The sequence below is a fragment of the Actinophytocola gossypii genome (genome assembly GCF_025165815.1).
In the GTDB taxonomy this organism is placed as follows: domain Bacteria; phylum Actinomycetota; class Actinomycetes; order Mycobacteriales; family Pseudonocardiaceae; genus Actinophytocola; species Actinophytocola gossypii.
Genome location: NZ_JAFFZE010000022.1, coordinates 108,139 through 126,428, shown reverse-complemented (window position 1 = coordinate 126,428; position 18,290 = coordinate 108,139). Strand labels below are relative to the sequence as shown.

20 protein-coding genes are annotated in these 18,290 nt (G+C 71.4%); 14 read left to right on the top strand and 6 right to left on the bottom strand.

The genetic code is table 11. The annotated features are described in order from the left end of the window. Positions 1-2: 2 nt before the first annotated feature. Both JT362_RS27555 and clpX read left to right on the top strand, forming a co-directional pair. The gene (locus JT362_RS27555; protein WP_260194715.1) at positions 3-635 is read left to right on the top strand and encodes an ATP-dependent Clp protease proteolytic subunit; all 633 of its coding nucleotides are present in this window, start codon (positions 3-5) and stop codon (positions 633-635) included. 247 nt (positions 636-882) lie between these two features. Further along, positions 883-2,184 (top strand): ATP-dependent Clp protease ATP-binding subunit ClpX, encoded by a 1,302-nt coding sequence (gene clpX, locus JT362_RS27550; protein ID WP_260194714.1) that lies wholly within the window; start codon positions 883-885, stop codon positions 2,182-2,184. A 767-nt stretch (positions 2,185-2,951) separates the two neighbouring features. Here the strand turns inward: clpX and JT362_RS27545 are convergent. After that, on the bottom strand, positions 2,952-3,770 hold the full coding sequence (locus tag JT362_RS27545; RefSeq protein WP_260194713.1) for an alpha/beta fold hydrolase: 819 nt from the start codon (positions 3,768-3,770) through the stop codon (positions 2,952-2,954). A gap of 30 nt (positions 3,771-3,800) precedes the next feature. Here JT362_RS27545 and JT362_RS27540 point away from each other — a divergent pair, with 30 nt between their 5' ends. Then, a complete protein-coding gene (locus JT362_RS27540; protein ID WP_260194712.1) occupies positions 3,801-4,385 on the top strand; it encodes an RBBP9/YdeN family alpha/beta hydrolase in 585 nt (194 codons plus the stop codon). Here JT362_RS27540 and fdhD read toward each other — a convergent pair. Beyond that, positions 4,372-5,199 (bottom strand): formate dehydrogenase accessory sulfurtransferase FdhD, encoded by an 828-nt coding sequence (gene fdhD, locus JT362_RS27535; RefSeq protein ID WP_260194711.1) that lies wholly within the window; start codon positions 5,197-5,199, stop codon positions 4,372-4,374. The genes JT362_RS27540 and fdhD overlap by 14 nt on opposite strands. Before the next feature lie 72 nt (positions 5,200-5,271). Between fdhD and JT362_RS27530 the strand changes: the two genes are divergently transcribed. The 3 genes from JT362_RS27530 (at position 5,272) to JT362_RS27520 (ending at position 7,641) form a co-directional block, all read left to right on the top strand. Next, positions 5,272-5,844: an ArsR/SmtB family transcription factor gene (locus JT362_RS27530; protein WP_260194710.1), complete on the top strand. Its 573-nt coding sequence runs from the start codon at positions 5,272-5,274 to the stop codon at positions 5,842-5,844. Positions 5,845-5,915: 71 nt separating this feature from the next. Beyond that, entirely contained in the window at positions 5,916-6,089 is a 174-nt protein-coding gene (locus JT362_RS27525) for a hypothetical protein (protein WP_260194708.1), read from the top strand. 10 nt (positions 6,090-6,099) lie between these two features. Next, complete coding sequence (locus JT362_RS27520; RefSeq protein WP_260194707.1) at positions 6,100-7,641, top strand: phytoene desaturase family protein; 1,542 nt, start codon at positions 6,100-6,102, stop codon at positions 7,639-7,641. On the opposite strand, the gene JT362_RS27515 is transcribed toward JT362_RS27520, so the two are convergent. Then, positions 7,619-7,870, bottom strand: coding sequence for a mycoredoxin (locus JT362_RS27515; RefSeq protein WP_260194706.1), 252 nt, complete (start codon positions 7,868-7,870; stop codon positions 7,619-7,621). The genes JT362_RS27520 and JT362_RS27515 overlap by 23 nt on opposite strands. A 74-nt stretch (positions 7,871-7,944) precedes the next feature. Next, complete coding sequence (locus tag JT362_RS27510) at positions 7,945-8,922, bottom strand: hypothetical protein (protein WP_260194705.1); 978 nt, start codon at positions 8,920-8,922, stop codon at positions 7,945-7,947. 155 nt (positions 8,923-9,077) lie between these two features. Here JT362_RS27510 and JT362_RS27505 point away from each other — a divergent pair, with 155 nt between their 5' ends. The 4 genes from JT362_RS27505 to JT362_RS27490 are packed head-to-tail and all read left to right on the top strand — an operon-like array spanning position 9,078 to position 13,824. Next, positions 9,078-11,708: a valine--tRNA ligase gene (locus JT362_RS27505; protein ID WP_260194703.1), complete on the top strand. Its 2,631-nt coding sequence runs from the start codon at positions 9,078-9,080 to the stop codon at positions 11,706-11,708. Further along, complete coding sequence (gene folC, locus JT362_RS27500; protein WP_260194701.1) at positions 11,701-13,056, top strand: bifunctional tetrahydrofolate synthase/dihydrofolate synthase; 1,356 nt, start codon at positions 11,701-11,703, stop codon at positions 13,054-13,056. The genes JT362_RS27505 and folC overlap by 8 nt, the downstream gene beginning before the upstream one ends. Next, complete coding sequence (locus JT362_RS27495) at positions 13,053-13,433, top strand: DUF4233 domain-containing protein (protein ID WP_260194700.1); 381 nt, start codon at positions 13,053-13,055, stop codon at positions 13,431-13,433. Before folC ends, JT362_RS27495 begins: the two co-directional genes overlap by 4 nt. 40 nt (positions 13,434-13,473) lie before the next feature. Beyond that, complete coding sequence (locus tag JT362_RS27490; protein ID WP_260194699.1) at positions 13,474-13,824, top strand: RNA-guided endonuclease InsQ/TnpB family protein; 351 nt, start codon at positions 13,474-13,476, stop codon at positions 13,822-13,824. A gap of 43 nt (positions 13,825-13,867) precedes the next feature. On the opposite strand, the gene JT362_RS27485 is transcribed toward JT362_RS27490, so the two are convergent. Beyond that, entirely contained in the window at positions 13,868-14,218 is a 351-nt protein-coding gene (locus JT362_RS27485; protein WP_260194698.1) for a GntR family transcriptional regulator, read from the bottom strand. Between the two features lie 57 nt (positions 14,219-14,275). Between JT362_RS27485 and ndk the strand changes: the two genes are divergently transcribed. From ndk to JT362_RS27465, 4 genes are all read left to right on the top strand, one after another. Further along, entirely contained in the window at positions 14,276-14,683 is a 408-nt protein-coding gene (ndk, locus tag JT362_RS27480) for a nucleoside-diphosphate kinase (RefSeq protein ID WP_260194697.1), read from the top strand. A gap of 147 nt (positions 14,684-14,830) precedes the next feature. Beyond that, entirely contained in the window at positions 14,831-15,760 is a 930-nt protein-coding gene (locus JT362_RS27475) for an ABC transporter ATP-binding protein (RefSeq protein ID WP_260194696.1), read from the top strand. Further along, positions 15,760-16,578: an ABC transporter permease gene (locus JT362_RS27470; RefSeq protein WP_260194695.1), complete on the top strand. Its 819-nt coding sequence runs from the start codon at positions 15,760-15,762 to the stop codon at positions 16,576-16,578. The genes JT362_RS27475 and JT362_RS27470 overlap by 1 nt, the downstream gene beginning before the upstream one ends. A gap of 34 nt (positions 16,579-16,612) precedes the next feature. Next, positions 16,613-17,455, top strand: a complete 843-nt coding sequence (locus tag JT362_RS27465; protein WP_260194694.1) for an ABC transporter permease — start codon at positions 16,613-16,615, stop codon at positions 17,453-17,455. 2 nt (positions 17,456-17,457) lie between these two features. Here the strand turns inward: JT362_RS27465 and JT362_RS27460 are convergent, their stop codons facing one another. Further along, on the bottom strand, positions 17,458-18,228 hold the full coding sequence (locus tag JT362_RS27460) for a winged helix-turn-helix transcriptional regulator (protein ID WP_260194693.1): 771 nt from the start codon (positions 18,226-18,228) through the stop codon (positions 17,458-17,460). Positions 18,229-18,290 lie beyond the last annotated feature (62 nt).

Here is an 18,290-nt window from a genome sequence, read left to right as displayed (position 1 = left end):
CCATGAGCGACCTTCACCTCCCCCAGTCCCGGTACGTGCTGCCCTCCTTCGTGGAGCGGACCAGCTACGGGGTCAAGGAGTCCAACCCGTACAACAAGCTGTTCGAAGAGCGCATCATCTTCGTCGGTGTGCAGATCGACGACGCGTCGGCCAACGACGTGATGGCGCAGCTGCTGTACCTGGAGTCCGTCGACCCGGACCGCGACATCATCATGTACATCAACTCGCCGGGCGGCTCCTTCACCTCGCTGATGGCGATCTACGACACCATGCAGTTCGCCCGGCCCGACGTGCAGACCTACTGCCTCGGCCAGGCGGCGTCGGCGGCGGCCGTGCTGCTCGCGGCCGGCACCCCGGGCAAGCGTTTCGCCCTGCCCAACGCCCGCATCCTGATCCACCAGCCGGCGATGGAGGGCGTGTACGGCCAGGTCTCCGACCTGGAGATCCAGGCCAACGAGATCCAGCGCGTTCGGCGGCTGATGGAGTCGACGCTGGCCCGGCACACCAGCCGGTCGGCGGAGCAGATCCGCAAGGACATCGAGCGCGACAAGATCCTCACGGCCGACGAGGCCAAGGACTACGGCATCGTCGACGAGGTGTTGCCGTACCGGAAGCTCTCCGCTACCAAGCCGTGAGGCATTCCGCCAACCCTGTCGGCAGGTGGCCCGGCGCCCGGTGCGGCCGGGCCACCTGATCGGCCGAATCCGACATCTCGGTGGGTAGGTTCTCCCATTGGATGGGGGTTGGCAGGTACCGTCGAAGGCAACAGGCGCTCGACCGGGCCTGGAGCGCAGTGCGCCACACTGCACTCGAGGGCCGGTCCAGAAGCCAAACATCCAGGCGTGCTCCCGGGTACGCCGGAGGGGACAGAGGTCAGCGGTCATGGCGCGTATCGGCGACGGCGGAGACCTGCTGAAGTGCTCTTTCTGTGGAAAGAGTCAGAAGCAGGTGAAGAAACTCATCGCCGGCCCAGGCGTGTACATCTGCGATGAGTGCATCGACCTCTGTAACGAGATCATCGAAGAGGAGCTGGCCGAGGCCGGCGACGTCAAGCTCGACGAGCTGCCCAAGCCGGCCGAGATCGACGACTTCCTCGACCAGTACGTGATCGGCCAGGACGAGGCCAAGCGCACCCTCGCGGTAGCGGTCTACAACCACTACAAGCGCATCCAGGCCGGCGACCGGGCCCGGCCGGAGGGGCGTGAGGGCCGCGAGTCCCGCGACGAGGCCGTCGAGCTTGCCAAATCCAACATCCTGCTGCTCGGCCCCACCGGCTGCGGCAAGACCTACCTCGCCCAGACCCTCGCCAAGCTGCTCAACGTGCCGTTCGCGATCGCCGACGCGACCGCGCTCACCGAGGCCGGCTACGTCGGCGAGGATGTCGAGAACATCCTGCTCAAGCTGATCCAGGCGGCCGACTACGACGTGAAGCGGGCCGAGACCGGCATCATCTACATCGACGAGGTCGACAAGATCGCCCGCAAGTCGGAGAACCCGTCGATCACCCGCGACGTGTCCGGCGAGGGTGTGCAGCAGGCGCTGCTGAAGATCCTCGAGGGCACCACGGCCTCGGTGCCGCCGCAGGGCGGGCGCAAGCACCCCCACCAGGAGTTCATCCAGATCGACACGACGAACGTGCTGTTCATCGTGGCCGGCGCGTTCGCGGGTCTGGAGCGGATCATCCAGGACCGGGTCGGCAAGCGCGGCCTCGGCTTCGGCGCCGAGATCCGCTCCAAGGCGGAGACCGACGAGGCCGACTTCTTCGCCGACACGATGCCCGAGGACCTGATCAAGTTCGGCCTGATCCCGGAGTTCATCGGCCGCCTGCCGGTCGTGGCGAGCGTGACCAACCTCGACAAGCCTTCGCTGGTGCAGATCCTCACCGCGCCGCGCAACGCCCTGGTCAAGCAGTACCAGAAGCTGTTCGAGATGGACGGCGTCGAGCTGGAGTTCACCGAGACCGCCCTCGAGGCCGTCGCCGACCAGGCCATCCTGCGCGGCACCGGCGCCCGCGGCCTCCGCGCGATCATGGAGGAGGTCCTGCAGCCGGTGATGTACGACATCCCGAGCCGCAGCGACGTCGCCAAGGTCGTCATCACCGAGCAGACCGTCCGCGAGAACGTGAACCCGACGATCGTCGCGCGCCAGCCGTCCCGCCGCGAGCGCCGCGAGAAGTCCGCGTAGCCCACCTGCTCCCGGCCCGAGCTGGGAGACTTCCCGGCGAGGGAACACTCGCCCGGCGCGGGCCGAGACCGAGTTGCGCCGGCGGGGGCGCCGGTACGCCGTCATCACCCGAGCGGTCGTTCTGACCTGCGCGAGCGCCGTTGCCGTCTACCAGGCACCGCTCGGACACGGCCCGCTCCTGCTGGCCGCCGTCTCGATCACCGCCATCGCCCACCAGTGGTACACCGGCACGGCCGCCGGACTGGCGCTGACCACGACGGTCGTGGCCGCCCATCTCGCCGGCAACGCCCTGGCCGACCCGGCCGCGGTGTGGTCCACGATCCCGGGTCGCGCTGTGGACCTTCGCCGAGGTCCGCCGCGCGGTGGTGGCCGTCGCGGCGTCCGAGGCCAGGGTGACCGTCCTGGGCTCGCCCGCCGGCGTCACGGCCAGCGTCGTGGCCGATGCCGAGACGTTCGACGAACGACCTCCCGGACGACGCCGACGTCGCGGTGACCCACCTCGTGGACGGGTCACGGGTCTGGGTCGAGGCGACCTGGCGGGCGCCCGCCTGACACCGATTGTGGGTCGAACGACCGTCACGAGCAGCTCGCGAACGGCGTTACGTTACCCACGCACGAGTGGCATCGGGGAGGTGCGGGGTGCTGATCCGGCCGAGACCAAGGGGGTCGAGGCGTCGCGGGCGGCGGTCGAAGGACCGCCGGTCGTCGCCGCCTCGCTCGACGGATCGGTGCACCTCGACCGGGCTCCTTGCGCTGACCACGCGCGCTCAGACCCGGTACAGGAACTCCTCGGCGACCTCGCGGAACAGCTCGGGCTGCTCCACCCACGGGTAGTGCCCGCACTCCTCCAGCACGACCACCTCGCCCGCCGGGAACAGGTCCGCCAGTGCCGCCACCGGCGCCACCCCCGTCGTGCAGTCCTGGGCGCCGCCGACGATCCGGACCGGCGCCCGCACGGCCGACAGCCGCTCGGCCAGGTCCGCCGGCGGCTCGCCGTCGAAGAACGCCCGCGCCGCCGCCAGGTGCTGCCGCCCGACCCGCGCGTGCTCCTGCTCCACCGCCGTCCACGCCGCGTAGGTGACCGGCGCGCTCGCCAGGTGCCAGGCGGTGAACGCCTCGTCGTCGGTCAGGTCCGGCCCGGCCACCATGGCCGCGAGGGCGTCGTCGAACACCGGATCGCCGCGCCGGGCCGCCCGGAGCTCCTCGATGTCGGACTCGGCGTCGACCAGGTGGGCCGAGGGCGGGGTGATCAGCAGCATCGCCGAGATCTGGTCGGGGTAGCGGGCGGCGTAGGCCATCGCCAGCCGGGTGCCGGCCGAGTGCGCCACGATCGTCAGGTGCGACAGGCCGAGGTGCGTGCGCAGCGCCTCCACGTCGGATGCCAGGTCCCAGTACGGCAGGCCGGGGCCGGGGGAGTGCCCGACGCCGCGCTGGTGCGGGATCACGTGGTGCCCGCTCAGCCCGGCCAGGTCGCCGAGGTACTCCGGGTGCCGGGCGGCGCCGCCGGCGAGCAGCACCCTGGTGCGGCCCGCGCCCCGCGTGTCGTAGTGCAGCGTGACCTGGTCGGGGGCGAGGAAAGTGGGCACGCCGCAGCCTAACCGTGCCAGGATCGGGGCATGCTGCCGTACGTCCTGCTGTTGCACGGTCACACCGGCTCCGGGCCGGAGCACTGGCAGAGCTGGCTCGCCGGGGAGCTGGCCGAGGCCGGCGGCGCCGTCGACATCCCCCAGCTCACCGACCCGGGCCGGCCCGACCTCGACGTCTGGCTCGCCGAGCTGCGCCACCACCTGGACGCGGCGCCCCCGGACGGCGAACGGGTCCTGCTCGCGCACTCCTGCGGCGCCGCGCTGTGGCTGCACCACGCCGCCCGGCTGGCCGGGCCCGAGCCCCGGTTCGACCGCGTGCTGCTGGTGTCCCCGCCCGGGCCACGCTGGACCCACCCCGACGTGCACCGGTTCACCCCGGCTCCGCTGGACGCCGCCGGGGTGCGGCGCGCCGCGGGCTGGACGCAGCTGGTGGTGGCCGACGACGACCCGGCGTGCCCGGTGGCCGACGCCGTGGACATGGCCGCGAGTCTCAAGGTCGACCTCGACGTGATCCCCGGCGGCGCGCACCTGAACACCGACGCCGGCTACGGTCCGTGGCCAGCGGTCCGCGAGTGGGTGACCGACCGGCACGCCCGGATGGTCAGGAACCGGTGATCCGTTCCGCGCCGGTATAGACGTTCATGCTCGACCCGCGCAGGAAGCCGACCAGCGTGATGCCCTGCTCCTCGGCCAGCTCCGCCGCGAGCGACGAGGGCGCCGACACCGCCGCGAGCACCGGGATGCCGGCCATCGCGGCCTTCTGCACCAGCTCGAACGAGGCCCGGCCGGACACCATCAGCACCGTCCCGGACAGCGGCACCTTCCCGTCGAGCAGCGCCCACCCGGTGACCTTGTCGACCGCGTTGTGCCGGCCGACGTCCTCGCGCACCACCAGCGGCTCCCCGGTCGAGGTGAACAGGCCCGAGGCGTGCAGCCCACCGGTCGAGGCGAACACCCGCTGCCGTTCGCGCAGCAGGTCGGGCAGGGTCGCCAGGGTCTCCGGCGCCACCCGGACGCCGTCGCCCGCGGGGGAGAACCGGGTCTTGAGCCGGACCGCGTCGAGCGCCGCCTTGCCGCACACCCCGCACGACGAGGTGGTGTAGAAGTTGCGCTCGACCCCGGTGTCCGGCGGCTCCACACCGGGGGCCAGGGCCAGGTCGAGCACGTTGTAGGTGTTGCGGCCCTGGTCGTCGACGCTGTCGCAGTAGCGCGCGGTCGACACGTCGGCAGCGGAGCCGATCACGCCCTCGGTGAGCAGGAACCCGTGGGCCAGCTCGACGTCGTGGCCCGGGGTGCGCATGGTGACCGCGAGGGCCTTGCCGTCGACCCGGATCTCCAGCGGCTCCTCCGCGGCGAGGGCGTCCTGCCGCCGCTTGCTCCCGTCCTCGGAGAGCCGCAGAACCGGTCGGCGAACCGTCACTCGTCCCATGCATACAGCCTACAGCCGCGCTATAACAAGAACTCTTGCTAAAGGATTGTTTAGCAAGGTATCTTGTTATACATGGAGAACCGCACCCCGAGGATCACCGACCCGAAGGCACTGCGCGCGCTCGCGCACCCGCTGCGCTGGCAGCTGCTCGAGATCGTCGATCGGGCGGGCACGGCGACCGCCACGCAGTGCGCGAGGGAGACCGGCGAGAGCGTCGCCAACTGCTCCTACCACCTCAACCTGCTCGCCAAGTACCACTACGTCGAGCAGGCCGAGGGTGCTCACGGGCGGGAGAAGCCCTGGCGTGCCGTCAACGCGAGCATCAGCGTCGAAGCGGAGGGGATGGACGCGGACGGCGCCCTCGCCGCACGCGCCGCCACCGGGGCCTTCCTCGACTACGAGCTGAACCAGATCAGGGAGCGGCACCAGACGCTGCACCTCGAGCCCGCCGAGTGGCGGACCGCGGTCGGCGTGGACAACGCCCACGAGTTCCTCACCGCCGAGGAGGTCGAGGAGCTGCGAGCCGAGGTGCGGGTACTGCTCGACCGGTTCCGGGACCGCAAGACCAACCCCGACCTGCGGCCGGCGGACGCCCGATCGGTGACCATGTTCTTCTCCACCACGGTCGCCCCTCAACCCGACTGACCGACCGAGACATCCGATCAGGCCGCCGGCCGGTGGCCGTCTTCAGCCTGCCCGGAAAAGGGGAGACCGTCATGGATCCGTACGCCGCCCACGCCGTCGCCACCACCCGCGCCGACCAGTTCGCCCGCGAGGCTGACGAGCACCGGCTCGCCAAGGCCGCCCGGGAGAGTCGGGAGGACGAGCGGCCCGCAGCCGAGCCGGTTCGCCGCCCGGCACCGGCCCGCCGGTTGGGGGTCGCCCGGTAGCGTGCTGCGGATGACGGAACGCTACGACGTGGTGGTGGTCGGCGGCGGGCACAACGGCCTGGTCGCCGCCGCGTACCTGGCCCGTGCCGGCCGCTCGGTGCTGGTGCTCGAACGCCTCGACCACGTGGGCGGCGCGGCCGTGAGCGCGGCGCCGTTCCCCGGCGTCGCCGCCCGGCTCTCCCGGTACTCCTACCTGGTCAGCCTGCTGCCCGGCGCGATCGTCGCAGACCTCGGACTGCGGATCGACCTGCGCGCACGCCCGGTGTCCTCCTACACCCCCACCCTGCGCGACGGCGAGCCGGCCGGGCTGCTGGTGGAGCGCGAACCGGGCCCGGCGACCACTGCCTCGTTCCGTTCGCTCACCGGCTCGGACGCCGAGTTCGACGCCTGGACCCGCTGGAACGACGGGCTCGCCGCGATGGCTCGCGCGGTCGCGCCGACGATGCTCGGGCCGTTGCCCACCCGCGACGGGCTGCGCGCGCTGGTCGTCGACGCGGCCGGTGAGCGGGTGTGGCACCAGGTCTTCGAGCGGCCGATCGGCGAGGCGATCGAGGAGACGTTCGCCGACGACCTGGTGCGCGGCGTCGTCGCCACCGACGCGCTGATCGGCACGCACACCTCACTGCGGGACGAGTCGCTGCTGGCCAACCGGTGCTTCCTGTACCACCTGGTCGGCGACGGCACCGGCGAGTGGCGGGTGCCGGTCGGCGGCATGGACGCGGTCACCGCCGAGCTGGCCAGGGTGGCCACCGAGGCCGGCGCGACCCTGCTGACCGGCGCGACCGCGACGGCGGTGGCCGCGGACGGCGTCGACGCCGAAATCCGTTACGTGGCCGGGGACGCCGAGCACACCGTCGCCGCCGGCGCGGTGCTCGCCGGAGTGGCGCCGGCCGTGCTCGACCGCCTGCGCGGCCGCGACGCCGAGTCGCCCGCCGGCGCGCAGCTGAAGATCAACGTACTGCTGTCCAGGCTGCCCCGGCTGCGCTCGGGCATCGATCCCCGGCTGGCGTTCGCCGGGACGTTCCACCTCGACGAGTCCTATGTGGAGTTGGAGAACGCCTATCACGCAAGCGCTTCCGGCGCGGTCCCCGACCCGCTGCCGGGTGAGACGTACTGCCACACGCTCACCGACGAGTCCATCGTGGACGGTGAGCTGCACACGCTGACCCTGTTCGGCCTGCACCTGCCCGCCGGGCTGTTCACCCCCGGCGACGACACGCTCCGCGACACCCTGGTCGCCCGGTACCTCGCCGCGATGAACCGCCACCTGCTCGACCCGATCGAGGACTGCGTGGCCACCGACGCCGACGGCCGCCCGTGCGTCGAGGCCAAGACTCCGCTCGACGTGGAACGGGACCTGGCGATGCCGGGCGGCCACATCTTCCACGGCGACCTCGCCTGGCCCTACGCGGAAGGCGGCGGCTGGGGCGTCGAGACCGACGTGCCGAACCTGCTGCTGTGCGGCAGCGGTGCCCGCCGGGGCGGCGGTGTCAGCGGCATCGGCGGGCACAACGCGGCGATGGCCCTGCTCACGCGGCCAGCTGGTCCTTGACCTGCGCCAGCGTCGGGTTGGTCAGGGCGGAGCCGTTCGGGAAGTGCACCGTCGGCACCGTCTGGTTGCCGCCGTTCACGCTCATCACGAACTCGGCCGCGCCGGGCGTGCGCTCGATGTCCACCTCGCGGTACTCGATGCCCTCCCGGTCCAGCTGCGACTTCAACCGCCGGCAGTAACCGCACCACGTGGTCGAGTACATCGTCAGCGTCTCGGGCGCCTGGCTCATTTCACCCTCCTGAGGGAACGTGCTCACGCCACGTGCAACGCATGCGGGGCGGGAAACATGCCCTCCGAGGATGCTCAGGCGGGGCAGTTGGGCGCCGGTGCCGGGCTCGCCGGGTCGAAGTAGGTCGCCTGCGCGCGCTCGGTGCCCGGCGTCACCGCGCGTTCCGTCGCGGCCGGAGCCAGGAAGCCCCTGCGGTACGCGTCACACCCGATCGAGTACGCGGAACCGGTGGCGTCGTCGTACCAGAGGCCCTGGCTGCCCGGCGCCCACCGGTCGCCGTCCCGCAGCACGTAGTCGACGTCCGCGCGCACCACCACGATCACGTTCATCGCGTCCACCAGGCGCAGCGGCTCGGCCGGCTCGAAGGCGTAGACGAACACGTAGTTCGTGCTCACCACCAGCTCACCCGCCTCGCCCTCGGCCACGGTCATCTCGCCGCGCACCTTGGGCTCGACGGCCGCCAGGGCCGTGTCCGCCGCCACCAGGCTGACCAGCGACTGCACCTGCGGCTCCTGGCCGCCGAACAGCGGCTCGAGCTGCCCCCGCGCGTCCGGGGCGAGCAGGGACAGGAACCGGCTCGGGTCGTGCCGGACCAGCAGCGCGCGGTCGAGGCGGCTGGCCACCAGGACCTCCCGCACCAGCGCTGTGGCCGCCGCCACCTCCGAGGCGGTGAAGTCGCCGACCGGCTTGGCGGTCGGCAGCACGATGCCGTCCGCGCCGTCGGCCCAGCCGGCGGCCGGCGTGGACGCGAACGGGTCGGCCGGGTCGAGCATCGGCGCCGGGGGCAGCGGTTCCGGCGCGACCGGCCTGGCCACCGGGGGCGCCACCGGATCGTCGCCGAGCAGCGACTCGAGGGTGCCGGCCCGGACCAGCACGGCCAGCATCGCGCCGACGGCGACCACCACCAGCCCGCCGGCCAGCCAGTGCGCGTGCCGGCGGCGGCGCGCGGCGCGCAGCAGCTGCCGCACGTCGGCGCTGGCCGCGTCGTGCACGCGCCCCGCCCACTCGGCGTCGTCGGCCGCCGGGTCGGCGGCCGGCTGGCGTGGGTTCACCGGCTCCCCAAGACATACATGGTTGATCGATCAACCAGCTGAAACACGAACTCTCTGGTGCTCAGCTCATCGATCCGACCATTCGCCGTGTTAACAATCGGGGTCGGAGGGAACTCGAATGCGCGCCGGTCAACACGGTTCGTAAACTCTTCGAGGTGACTGACACCTCATCGCCGCAGACCACCGACCTCCCGCCGGCGTGGGAGCCGGCGACGGTAGAGGCGGAGCTGTACCAGCGGTGGGTGGACGCCGGCTACTTCACCTCCGACGCCAGCAGCGACAAGCCGCCGTTCTGCATCGTCCTGCCGCCACCCAACGTGACCGGCAGCCTCCACATGGGACACGCGCTCGACCACACCCTGATGGACGCGCTGACCCGCCGCCGCCGCATGCAGGGCCACGAGGCGCTGTGGCAGCCCGGGATGGACCACGCCGGCATCGCCACCCAGAACGTCGTCGAACGCGAGCTGGTCAAGGAGGGCCTGACCAGGCACGACCTCGGCCGCGAGGCGTTCGTCGAGCGGGTCTGGGAGTGGAAGGGCGAGTACGGCGGCCGGATCCTCGGCCAGATGCGCCGGCTCGGGGACGGTGTCGACTGGAGCCGCGACCGGTTCACCATGGACGAGGGCCTGTCCAGGGCCGTCCAGACGATCTTCAAGCGGCTCTACGAGGACGGTCTGATCTACCGGGCCGAGCGGATCATCAACTGGTGTCCGCGCTGTCTCACCGCGCTGTCGGACATCGAGGTCGAGCACTCCGAGGACGAAGGCGAGCTGGTCTCGATCCGCTACGGGGACGGCGACCGGTCGATCGTGGTGGCCACCACCCGCGCGGAGACCATGCTCGGCGACACCGCGGTCGCCGTCCACCCCGACGACGAGCGCTACGCCCACCTGGTCGGCACCGAGGTCGAACTGCCGCTGACCGGCCGGATGATCCCGATCGTCGCCGACCCGCACGTCGACCCCGAGTTCGGCACGGGTGCGGTGAAGGTCACCCCCGCGCACGACCCGAACGACTTCGAGATCGGCCAGCGCGCGCAGGTGCCGGCGATCACGATCATGGACGAGCGCGGCGTGATCACCGCGAAGGGGCCGTTCGAGGGCCTGGACCGGTTCGAGGCACGCCCCGCGGTGGTCGCGGCGCTGCGCGAGCAGGGCCGGATCGTCGCGGAGAAGCGGCCCTACCTGCACTCGGTCGGGCACTGCTCGCGCTGCGGCACCGTGGTCGAGCCGCGCCTGTCGCTGCAGTGGTTCGTCAAGGTCGGCCCGCTGGCGAAGGCCGCTGGCGACGCCGTCCGGGACGGCCGGACCACGATCCACCCGCCGGAGCTGGCCAAGCGGTACTTCGACTGGGTCGACAACATGCACGACTGGTGCATCTCGCGCCAGCTGTGGTGGGGGCACCGGATCCCGGTCTGGTACGGGCCGAACGACAAGGTCGTGTGCGTCGGCCCGGACGAGGAGCCGCCGTCCGGCGAGGGCTGGACCCAGGACCCGGACGTGCTGGACACCTGGTTCTCCTCGGCGCTGTGGCCGTTCTCCACGCTCGGCTGGCCGGAGCGGACCGCGCACCTGGACAAGTTCTACCCGAACAGTGTCCTGGTCACCGGCTACGACATCCTGTTCTTCTGGGTCGTCCGGATGATGATGTTCGGCGTCTACGCGATGGACGGCGTGCAGCCCTTCGACCACGTCTTCCTGCACGGGCTGATCCGCGACGAGTTCGGCAAGAAGATGTCCAAGTCGCGCGGCAACGTCATCGACCCGTTGGACTGGCTGGACCGCTTCGGCGCCGACGCCACCCGGTTCACCCTGGCCCGCGGCGCGAACCCCGGCAGCGACATGGCCATCGCCGAGGACTGGGCGGCCGGCTCGCGCAACTTCGGCAACAAGCTGTGGAACGCCACCCGGTTCGCGCTGCTGAACGGCGCCACCACGGCCAACGCGGTGCCGGCCAGGGAGACGCTGACCGAGGCCGACCGCTGGATCCTCGACCTCGCCGACACGCTCGTGTCCGATGTGGACGCGTTCTACGAGGACTACCAGTTCGCCAAGCTGTGCGACGCGCTCTACCACTTCACCTGGGACGAGCTGTGCGACTGGTACCTGGAGCTGGCGAAGGTCCAGCTGGCCGAGGGCGGCGACCGGGCCGAGTCGACCCGCGCCGTCCTGGGCCACGTGTTCGACGTCGTGTTGCGGCTGCTGCACCCGCTGCTGCCGTTCGTCACCGAGCGCCTGTGGACCACGCTCACCGGCGGGGAGTCGGTCGTGGTCGCCGCGTGGCCGACGACCGAGGGCGGGGTGCGGGACGAGGCGGCCGCGCGGCACGTGGTCGCCGTGCAGAAGCTGGTCACCGAGATCCGCCGGTTCCGGTCCGACCAGGGTGTCAAGCCCAACCAGCGTGTCCCGGCCAGACTGTCCGGTGTGGACGGAGCAGGGCTGTCGGCGCTGACCCCCGCGGTCACCTCGCTGGCCAAGCTGGAGGCACCGGCCGAGACGTTCGCGCCGAGCGCGTCGCTCGAGGTCGCGCTCGCCGACGGCACGGTGACCGTCGAGCTGGACCTGTCCGGCACGGTCGACCTGGCCGCCGAGCGCAAGCGGCTCGCCAAGGACCTCGCCGCCGCCGAGAAGGAGCTGACCAGCTGCGACGCGAAGCTGGGCAACCCCAACTTCGCCGGCAAGGCTCCCGCCGAGGTGGTCGCCAAGATCAAGGCCCGCCGCGAAACCGCTGCCGCCGACATCGAACGGATCACCGCACGACTCGCGGCGATGCCGAATGTCTGAGGCACCCGACTGGGACGACCTGCTCCAGGTCGAGGCGGAGCTCAACACGCGCTGGCCGGAGACGAGGATCGAGCCGTCGCTGAAGCGGATCGGCGCGCTGGTCGACCTGCTCGGCGACCCGCACCGGTCGTACCCGGTGCTGCACGTCGCCGGCACCAACGGCAAGACGTCGGTGGCGCGGATGATCGACGCGCTGCTCACCCGGATCGGCCTGCGGGTGGGTAGGTTCTCCAGCCCGCACCTGCAGCTGGTGACCGAACGGATCGCCGTCGACGGCGCGCCGATCAGCCCGGAGCGCTACGTCGAGGTGTACCGGGACATCGAGCCGTACATCGCGATGGTCGACCGAGGCGCCGAGGTGCAGCTGTCGAAGTTCGAGGTGCTCACCGCGATGGCGTTCGCCGCGTTCGCCGACGCCCCGGTGGAGGCGGCGGTGCTCGAGGTCGGCCTCGGCGGCACCTGGGACTCGACCAACGTGGCCGACGCCCGGGTGGCGGCGGTCACCCCGGTCGGCATCGACCACGTCGAGTACCTCGGCAGCGACCTCGCCGGCATCGCGCGGGAGAAGGCCGGCGTGATCAAGCCCGGCGCGATCGCCCTGCTGGCCGAGCAGGACCCCGACGCCGCGCAGGTCCTGCTGGCCCGCTGCGCCGAGGTGGACGCCACGGTCGCCCGCGCCGGCCTGGAGTTCGGCGTGCTGCGCCGGGACGTGGCCGTCGGTGGGCAGCAGCTGAAGCTGCAGGGCCTCGGCGGTGCCTACGACGAGGTGTTCCTGCCACTGCACGGCCCGCACCAGGCGGCCAACGCGGCGCTGGCCCTGGCCGCGGTGGAGGCGTTCTTCGGCGCCGGTGCGCAACGGTCCCTGGACGTCGAAGCGGTGCGCGAGGGCTTCGCGTCGGTCGTGGTGCCGGGCAGGCTGGAGCGGGTCCGGTCCGCGCCGAGCGTGTTCGTCGACGCCGCGCACAACCCGCACGGCGCGCGGGCGCTCGCCGAGGCGTTGGACGCCGACTTCGGCTTCACCAAGCTCGTCGGCGTGGTGGGCCTGATGGGCGACAAGGACGCGATGGGCATCCTGACCGCGCTGGAGCCCGCCCTGGCCGAGGTGGTGATCACCACGAACTCGTCGGAACGCGCCATGGCCGCCGAGGAACTGGGCGACCTGGCGACGGACGTGTTCGGCGTCGACCGCGTGACCGTCCGCCCTCGCCTCGACGACGCGGTGGAGACGGCGATCGAGCTGGCCGAGTCGGACGCCGACGGGCAGCTGTCCGGGGTGGGCGTGGTGGTCACCGGTTCGGTGGTCACCGCCGGCGAGGCGCGGGCCCTGTTCGGCAAGGAGCCGGCGTGAGCAAGCCGTCGGACCCGATGAAGTCCTTCGCCGGTGTGGCCGCGGCGACGCTGTTGCTTGAGGCCATCGTGGTGCTGCTGTCGATGCCGGTGGTGGCGAACCTCGGCAGTGGCCTGGCGACCTGGCAGGGCGTGCTGGTCGGCGTGCTGGCGCTGGCGCTACTGGTGAACTGCGCCTTCGTACGCAAGCCGTGGGGTTTGTGGCTGGCCGCGGGCCTGCAGGCCGTGCTGGTGGTGTGCTGGGTGGCGCTGCCCGCGCTCGGCGTGCTGGGCCTGGTGTTCGGCCTGGTGTGGGCCATCCTGCTCTGGATGCGCTGGGACGTCGCCAAACGCATGGCCGAGGGCCGCCTCCCCAGCCAACGGTCCACAGAAGACTGACCAACCCCGATCTGGGGTTGACCCATTTCGCGGTGGCGGTATGGCCCGCACCCGGCTGGCCAAATCCGTGCATGACGCCGGTTGGTCACAGTTCACGGCGATGCTGGGGTACAAGGCCGCCCGGCACGGCCGCGTGTTCGGGCGGGTGGACCGGTGGCTTCCCTCCACCCGCCTGTGCTCGACCTGCGGGGCGGTCGGCGAGAAGCTGTCGTTGAACGTCCGGACGTGGACCTGCCCGTGTGGGGTCGTTCACGACCGGGACATCAACGCGGCGGTGAACATCCTGGCGGCCGGACGGGCCGACAGACCAACGCCTGTGGAGCCGGTGTCAGTCTTGGGCCCGCCCGAGCAGTCGGCAACGATGCAGGAACCCACCGGAAGCGCGGCCTAGACCGCACAGACCGGAATCTCCCGCGTTCACACGGGGGAGGACGTCAACCGAGCGCCGCCCGGACCGCCGCCACCGCCTCGTCCGCGCCGATCCCCAGCGCCCGCGCCGTCGCCGCGTACTCGGCCGCCGCCCGGCGCAGGGTGTCCCGGCTGCTGTCGCCGAGGGAGCTGACGAAGGTGCCCGCCCGGCCGCGGGTCTCGACCATGCCGGCCTCCTCCAGCTCCCGGTACGCGCGCGCCACGGTGTTGACCGCCAGCCCCAGTTCGGCGGCGAGCGCACGGACCGTCGGCAGCCGGGTGCCGACCGTGAGCGTCCGGTCGCTGATCCGGCGCGCCAGCTGTGCACGCACCTGTTCGTACGGCGGCAGGTCCGACTCGGCGTCGATGGTGAGCACGGCCGGACGATACGCTGCGCCGGCACCATCTTCCCCGTTTCCTCGAAAAGGAGTGTCGTGAGCGAGCGCAGTTTGGTCCTGGTCAAGCCGGACGGTGTCAGCCGTGGGCTGGTCGGCGAGGTCATCTCCCGGGTCGAGCGCAAGGGCCTGACGCTGGCCGCGCTGGAGCTGCGGAACGTGGAGCGCTCGGTCGCCGAGCAGCACTACGCCGAGCACGCGGGCAAGCCCTTCTACGAGTCCCTGCTCGAGTTCATCACCGGCGGCCCGCTGGTCGCCATGGTCGTCGAGGGCGAGAACGCGATCGCGGCGTTCCGTCAGCTGGCCGGCGCCACCAACCCGGTGCAGGCCGCGACCGGCAGCATCCGCGGCGACTACGCGGTCGAGGTGCAGTACAACATCGTGCACGGCTCGGACTCCCCGGAGTCGGCCAAGCGCGAGATCGACCTCTGGTTCCCCGGCGTCTGACCTTCCCCGTCAACCTGTCACCGACCTGCCACCGGTCGGTGGCAGGCCAGCCCGGATGACCGGACGGTGACGGTGGTCATACACAGCGGTGAGAATGCGTCCGCATAACGGCTCGTGATTGTCGGTGCCGCGATCTAGTCTGCGGTCGTGGGCGAGAACGGCGCGTTGGTGCACGCGCGGGACCTGGTGAAGCAGTTCGGCGATTTCGCCGCCGTGCGGGGCATCGACGTCGAGGTTCGGCGGGGCGAGGCGTTCGGCTTCCTCGGCCCGAACGGCGCCGGCAAGTCGTCGACCATGCGGATGGTGGCCTGCGTGTCCCCACGCACCGGCGGCGACCTTCGGGTGCTCGGCATGGATCCCGAGCGCGACGGGCCCCGCATCCGCGCCCGGCTCGGTGTCGTGCCGCAGCAGGACAACCTCGACAGCGAGCTGACCGTCCGGCAGAACCTGCACGTCTACGGCCGCTTCTTCGGCCTGTCGAAGGCGCACGTCCGGGCCAAGGCCACCGAACTGCTCGACTTCGCCCAGCTCACCGACCGGGCCGAGGACGAGGTCGAGCCCCTGTCCGGCGGCATGAAGCGCAGGCTGACGATCGCCCGGTCGCTGATCAACGACCCCGAACTGCTCCTGCTCGACGAGCCGACCACCGGCCTCGACCCGCAGGCCAGGCACCTGCTGTGGGACCGGCTGTTCCGGCTCAAGCAGAACGGCGTCACGCTGATCATCACCACCCACTACATGGACGAGGCGGAGCAGCTGTGTGATCGCCTGGTCGTGATGGACGGCGGCCGGATCGTCGCCGAGGGCAGCCCGAGCGAGCTCATCGGCCGCTACTCCACCCGCGAGGTGCTCGAGCTGCGGTTCCCGCCCGGCGAGCCCGCGCCCGAGGCCGACCTCGACGGCCTCTGCGACCGGCTCGAGGTGCTGCCCGACCGCCTGCTCCTCTACACCGCCGACGGCGAGGCCGTGCTCGCGGCCGCGCACGCCAGGGGAGTGCGTCCGGTGTCGAGCCTGGTTCGCCGCAGCACGCTGGAGGACGTGTTCCTCCACCTCACCGGTCGGACGCTGGTCGACTGATGACCACCGACGTGACCACGCCGGCCAGCACGGGCCGGGTGCTCGGCCCCGTCCGCGCCTCGCTGATCTTCGTCGAGGCCCTGTGGACCTGGTACCGGCGCAACTGGCGGGCGACCGTCGTGTCCAGCGTCGTGCAGCCGGTGCTGTTCCTGCTGGCGCTCGGGTTCGGGCTCGGGTCGCAGGTGCGGCCGACCGAGGCGACCGGCGGCCTGGAGTACGTCGTGTACCTGGCGCCCGCGCTGCTGGTGGCCACGGCCGCGCAGATCGGCGCGTTCGAGTCGACCTACCCGGTGCTGTCGTCGTTCAAGTGGCAGCAGACGTACCTGGCGATCGCCGCGACGCCGGTCTCGCCCGGGCAGATCCTCGCCGGCCACCTGACCTGGATCGGTGTCCGGCTCGGTGGTTCGGGGGCGGTGTACCTGCTGGTGGCGGCCGTGCTCGGGGTGCTGACCGGGCCGGGGGTGCTGGTCACGCTGCTGGTGGCGGTGCTGACCGGGCTCGCGGTGGCGGCGCCGATCACCGCCTACGCGGCCACCATCGAGTCCGAGGGCCAGCAGTTCAACGCGATCTTCCGGTTCGTGGTGATGCCGATGACCCTGTTCGCCGGAGCGTTCTTCCCGATCGAGCAGCTGCCGGCGTGGATCCGCCCGGTCGCCTGGATCACGCCGGTCTGGCACGGCACCGAGCTGGGTCGCGGCGTGGTGTTCGGCGGGCTGGAGTGGTTGCCGGCGCTCGGACACCTCGCGTTCCTGCTCGCCCTGTTCGCCGCGGGTGCCGCGCTCGCGACCCGCAACTACCGAAGGCGACTGAGCGCATGACCGCCGACGCACTCTTCGCCGCGGAGGCGGAATCATGACCGACACTCTCGAGCGGCGCGAGACACCCCCACCCGCAGGCGGACTGCTGCTGCGCGTCCTGCCCACGGGCATGTACGCCGGCCGGGCGCGGGTGCTCGTGGAGCGGTCGATGCTGGTGAACCGCCGGGCGTGGCTCGCGGTGGTGTCCGGCTTCTGCGAACCGCTGTTCTACCTGCTCGCCATGGGGGTCGGCTTCGGTCGGCTGGTCGGCGAGGTCACCGGCCCCACCGGGGAGCCGATGAGCTACGTCGCCTACGTCGCGCCCGCGCTGCTGGCGGCGTCCGCGATGAACGGCGCCGTGTACGACGCGACGTTCAACATCTTCTTCAAGTTCAAGTACGCCAAGCTCTACGACGCGATGTTGGCCACCCCACTCGGTCCGGTCGACGTCGCCATCGGCGAGATCGCCTGGGCCCTGCTGCGCGGCGGGATGTACGCGACCGGCTTCCTGGCCGTGATGCTGGGCATGGGCCTGATCTCCTCACCGTGGGCGCTGCTCGCGCTCCCCGCCGCCCTGTTCGTGGCCTTCGCGTTCGCCGCGGTGGGGATGGCGTGCACGACGTTCATGCGCTCCTGGCAGGACTTCGACCTCGTCCAGCTCGCATTGATGCCGATGTTCCTGTTCTCCACCACGTTCTTCCCGCTGACCGTCTACCCGGCCGCGATCCAGGTGGGCGTCCAGTGCCTCCCGCTGTACCACGCGATCGAGATCATGCGTGCCCTGTCCACCGGCTTCGTCGACGCGTCCCTGCTCGGGCACCTCGCCTACTTCGCCGTCATGGCGGTCATCGGCGTCGTCGTCTCCGCCCGCCGGCTCGGCACCCTGCTCCTGCGTTGACCTCAGGCGTGCACCGGCGCCTTCAGCCGCGGCAGCTCGAACATGTCGACGAACGCGAGGAAGGCGGCCGGATCGCCGTCGACGGTGACCTGCCCGGTCGCGAGCGCCTGCTCGGCGTCGAGGTCCCGGGTCATCAGGTCCTTGAGCAGCATGCCCGGGTTGATCACCGCGTCCGCGCCGGCCAGCGGGCCGGAGCCGACGGTCAGCTCGCCGTCGTCGACCTTGACGTGCAACACGATCGCACCCAGCTGCAGCTCGACCTTGAGGTGGACGCCGTGCGCCTGTCGCGGTTTGAACGTCGCCTTGATCGCCACCATCAGCGAGTCCGGCGTGACGATGTCCTCCGGTCGCGGGCTGGCGAGCGACATCGCACCCCAGCGGCCGAGTGCCAGCAGGGCGTCCTCGGCGGCACGGCCGTACTCGGTCAGCTCGTAGCGCGTCGACCCGTCGGTCGCCCGCTCGTCCAACTCCCGGATCACGCCGCTGTAGACCATCTCCCGCAGCCGCATGGTCAGTGCCTTCTCCGAGATCCGGGGCAGGCCGGAGTGCAGCTGCGCGACGGTCTTCGGTCTGGTGATGAGGTCTCGGATGATCAGCATGCCCCAGCGCTCCCCGAGCATCTCGGCCGCCCGGGACAGGCCGCAGTACTGCCCGTAGGTGGCCCGGGAGACGCCCTGCAGCTCGGCGACGACCGCCTCGAGCTGGGTCGGCTCGGCACCGGTCGTGGTGAGCGAGAACTGGTCCCCGGAGATCGTCAGGCCGTCTTCATCCATGACAACTTTCCAGTTGGATTCGGTCATCGCACACCGCCCAATCTGTCCGTCCCCGTTGTCTG

Bases quoted from the DNA above. Each gene is read 5' to 3' on its own strand.
- JT362_RS27540 (WP_260194712.1), top strand. From the start codon at position 3,801: ATGCTGCCGTACGTCCTGCTGTTGCACGGTCACACCGGCTCCGGGCCG.
- clpX (WP_260194714.1), top strand. From the start codon at position 883: ATGGCGCGTATCGGCGACGGCGGAGACCTGCTGAAGTGCTCTTTCTGT.
- fdhD (WP_260194711.1), bottom strand. From the start codon at position 5,199: ATGGGACGAGTGACGGTTCGCCGACCGGTTCTGCGGCTCTCCGAGGAC.
- JT362_RS27465 (WP_260194694.1), top strand. From the start codon at position 16,613: ATGACCGACACTCTCGAGCGGCGCGAGACACCCCCACCCGCAGGCGGA.
- JT362_RS27525 (WP_260194708.1), top strand. From the start codon at position 5,916: ATGGATCCGTACGCCGCCCACGCCGTCGCCACCACCCGCGCCGACCAG.
- JT362_RS27460 (WP_260194693.1), bottom strand. From the start codon at position 18,228: ATGGATGAAGACGGCCTGACGATCTCCGGGGACCAGTTCTCGCTCACC.
- JT362_RS27515 (WP_260194706.1), bottom strand. From the start codon at position 7,870: ATGAGCCAGGCGCCCGAGACGCTGACGATGTACTCGACCACGTGGTGC.
- JT362_RS27520 (WP_260194707.1), top strand. From the start codon at position 6,100: ATGACGGAACGCTACGACGTGGTGGTGGTCGGCGGCGGGCACAACGGC.
- JT362_RS27530 (WP_260194710.1), top strand. From the start codon at position 5,272: ATGGAGAACCGCACCCCGAGGATCACCGACCCGAAGGCACTGCGCGCG.
- JT362_RS27490 (WP_260194699.1), top strand. From the start codon at position 13,474: ATGGCCCGCACCCGGCTGGCCAAATCCGTGCATGACGCCGGTTGGTCA.
- JT362_RS27555 (WP_260194715.1), top strand. From the start codon at position 3: ATGAGCGACCTTCACCTCCCCCAGTCCCGGTACGTGCTGCCCTCCTTC.
- folC (WP_260194701.1), top strand. From the start codon at position 11,701: ATGTCTGAGGCACCCGACTGGGACGACCTGCTCCAGGTCGAGGCGGAG.
- JT362_RS27470 (WP_260194695.1), top strand. From the start codon at position 15,760: ATGACCACCGACGTGACCACGCCGGCCAGCACGGGCCGGGTGCTCGGC.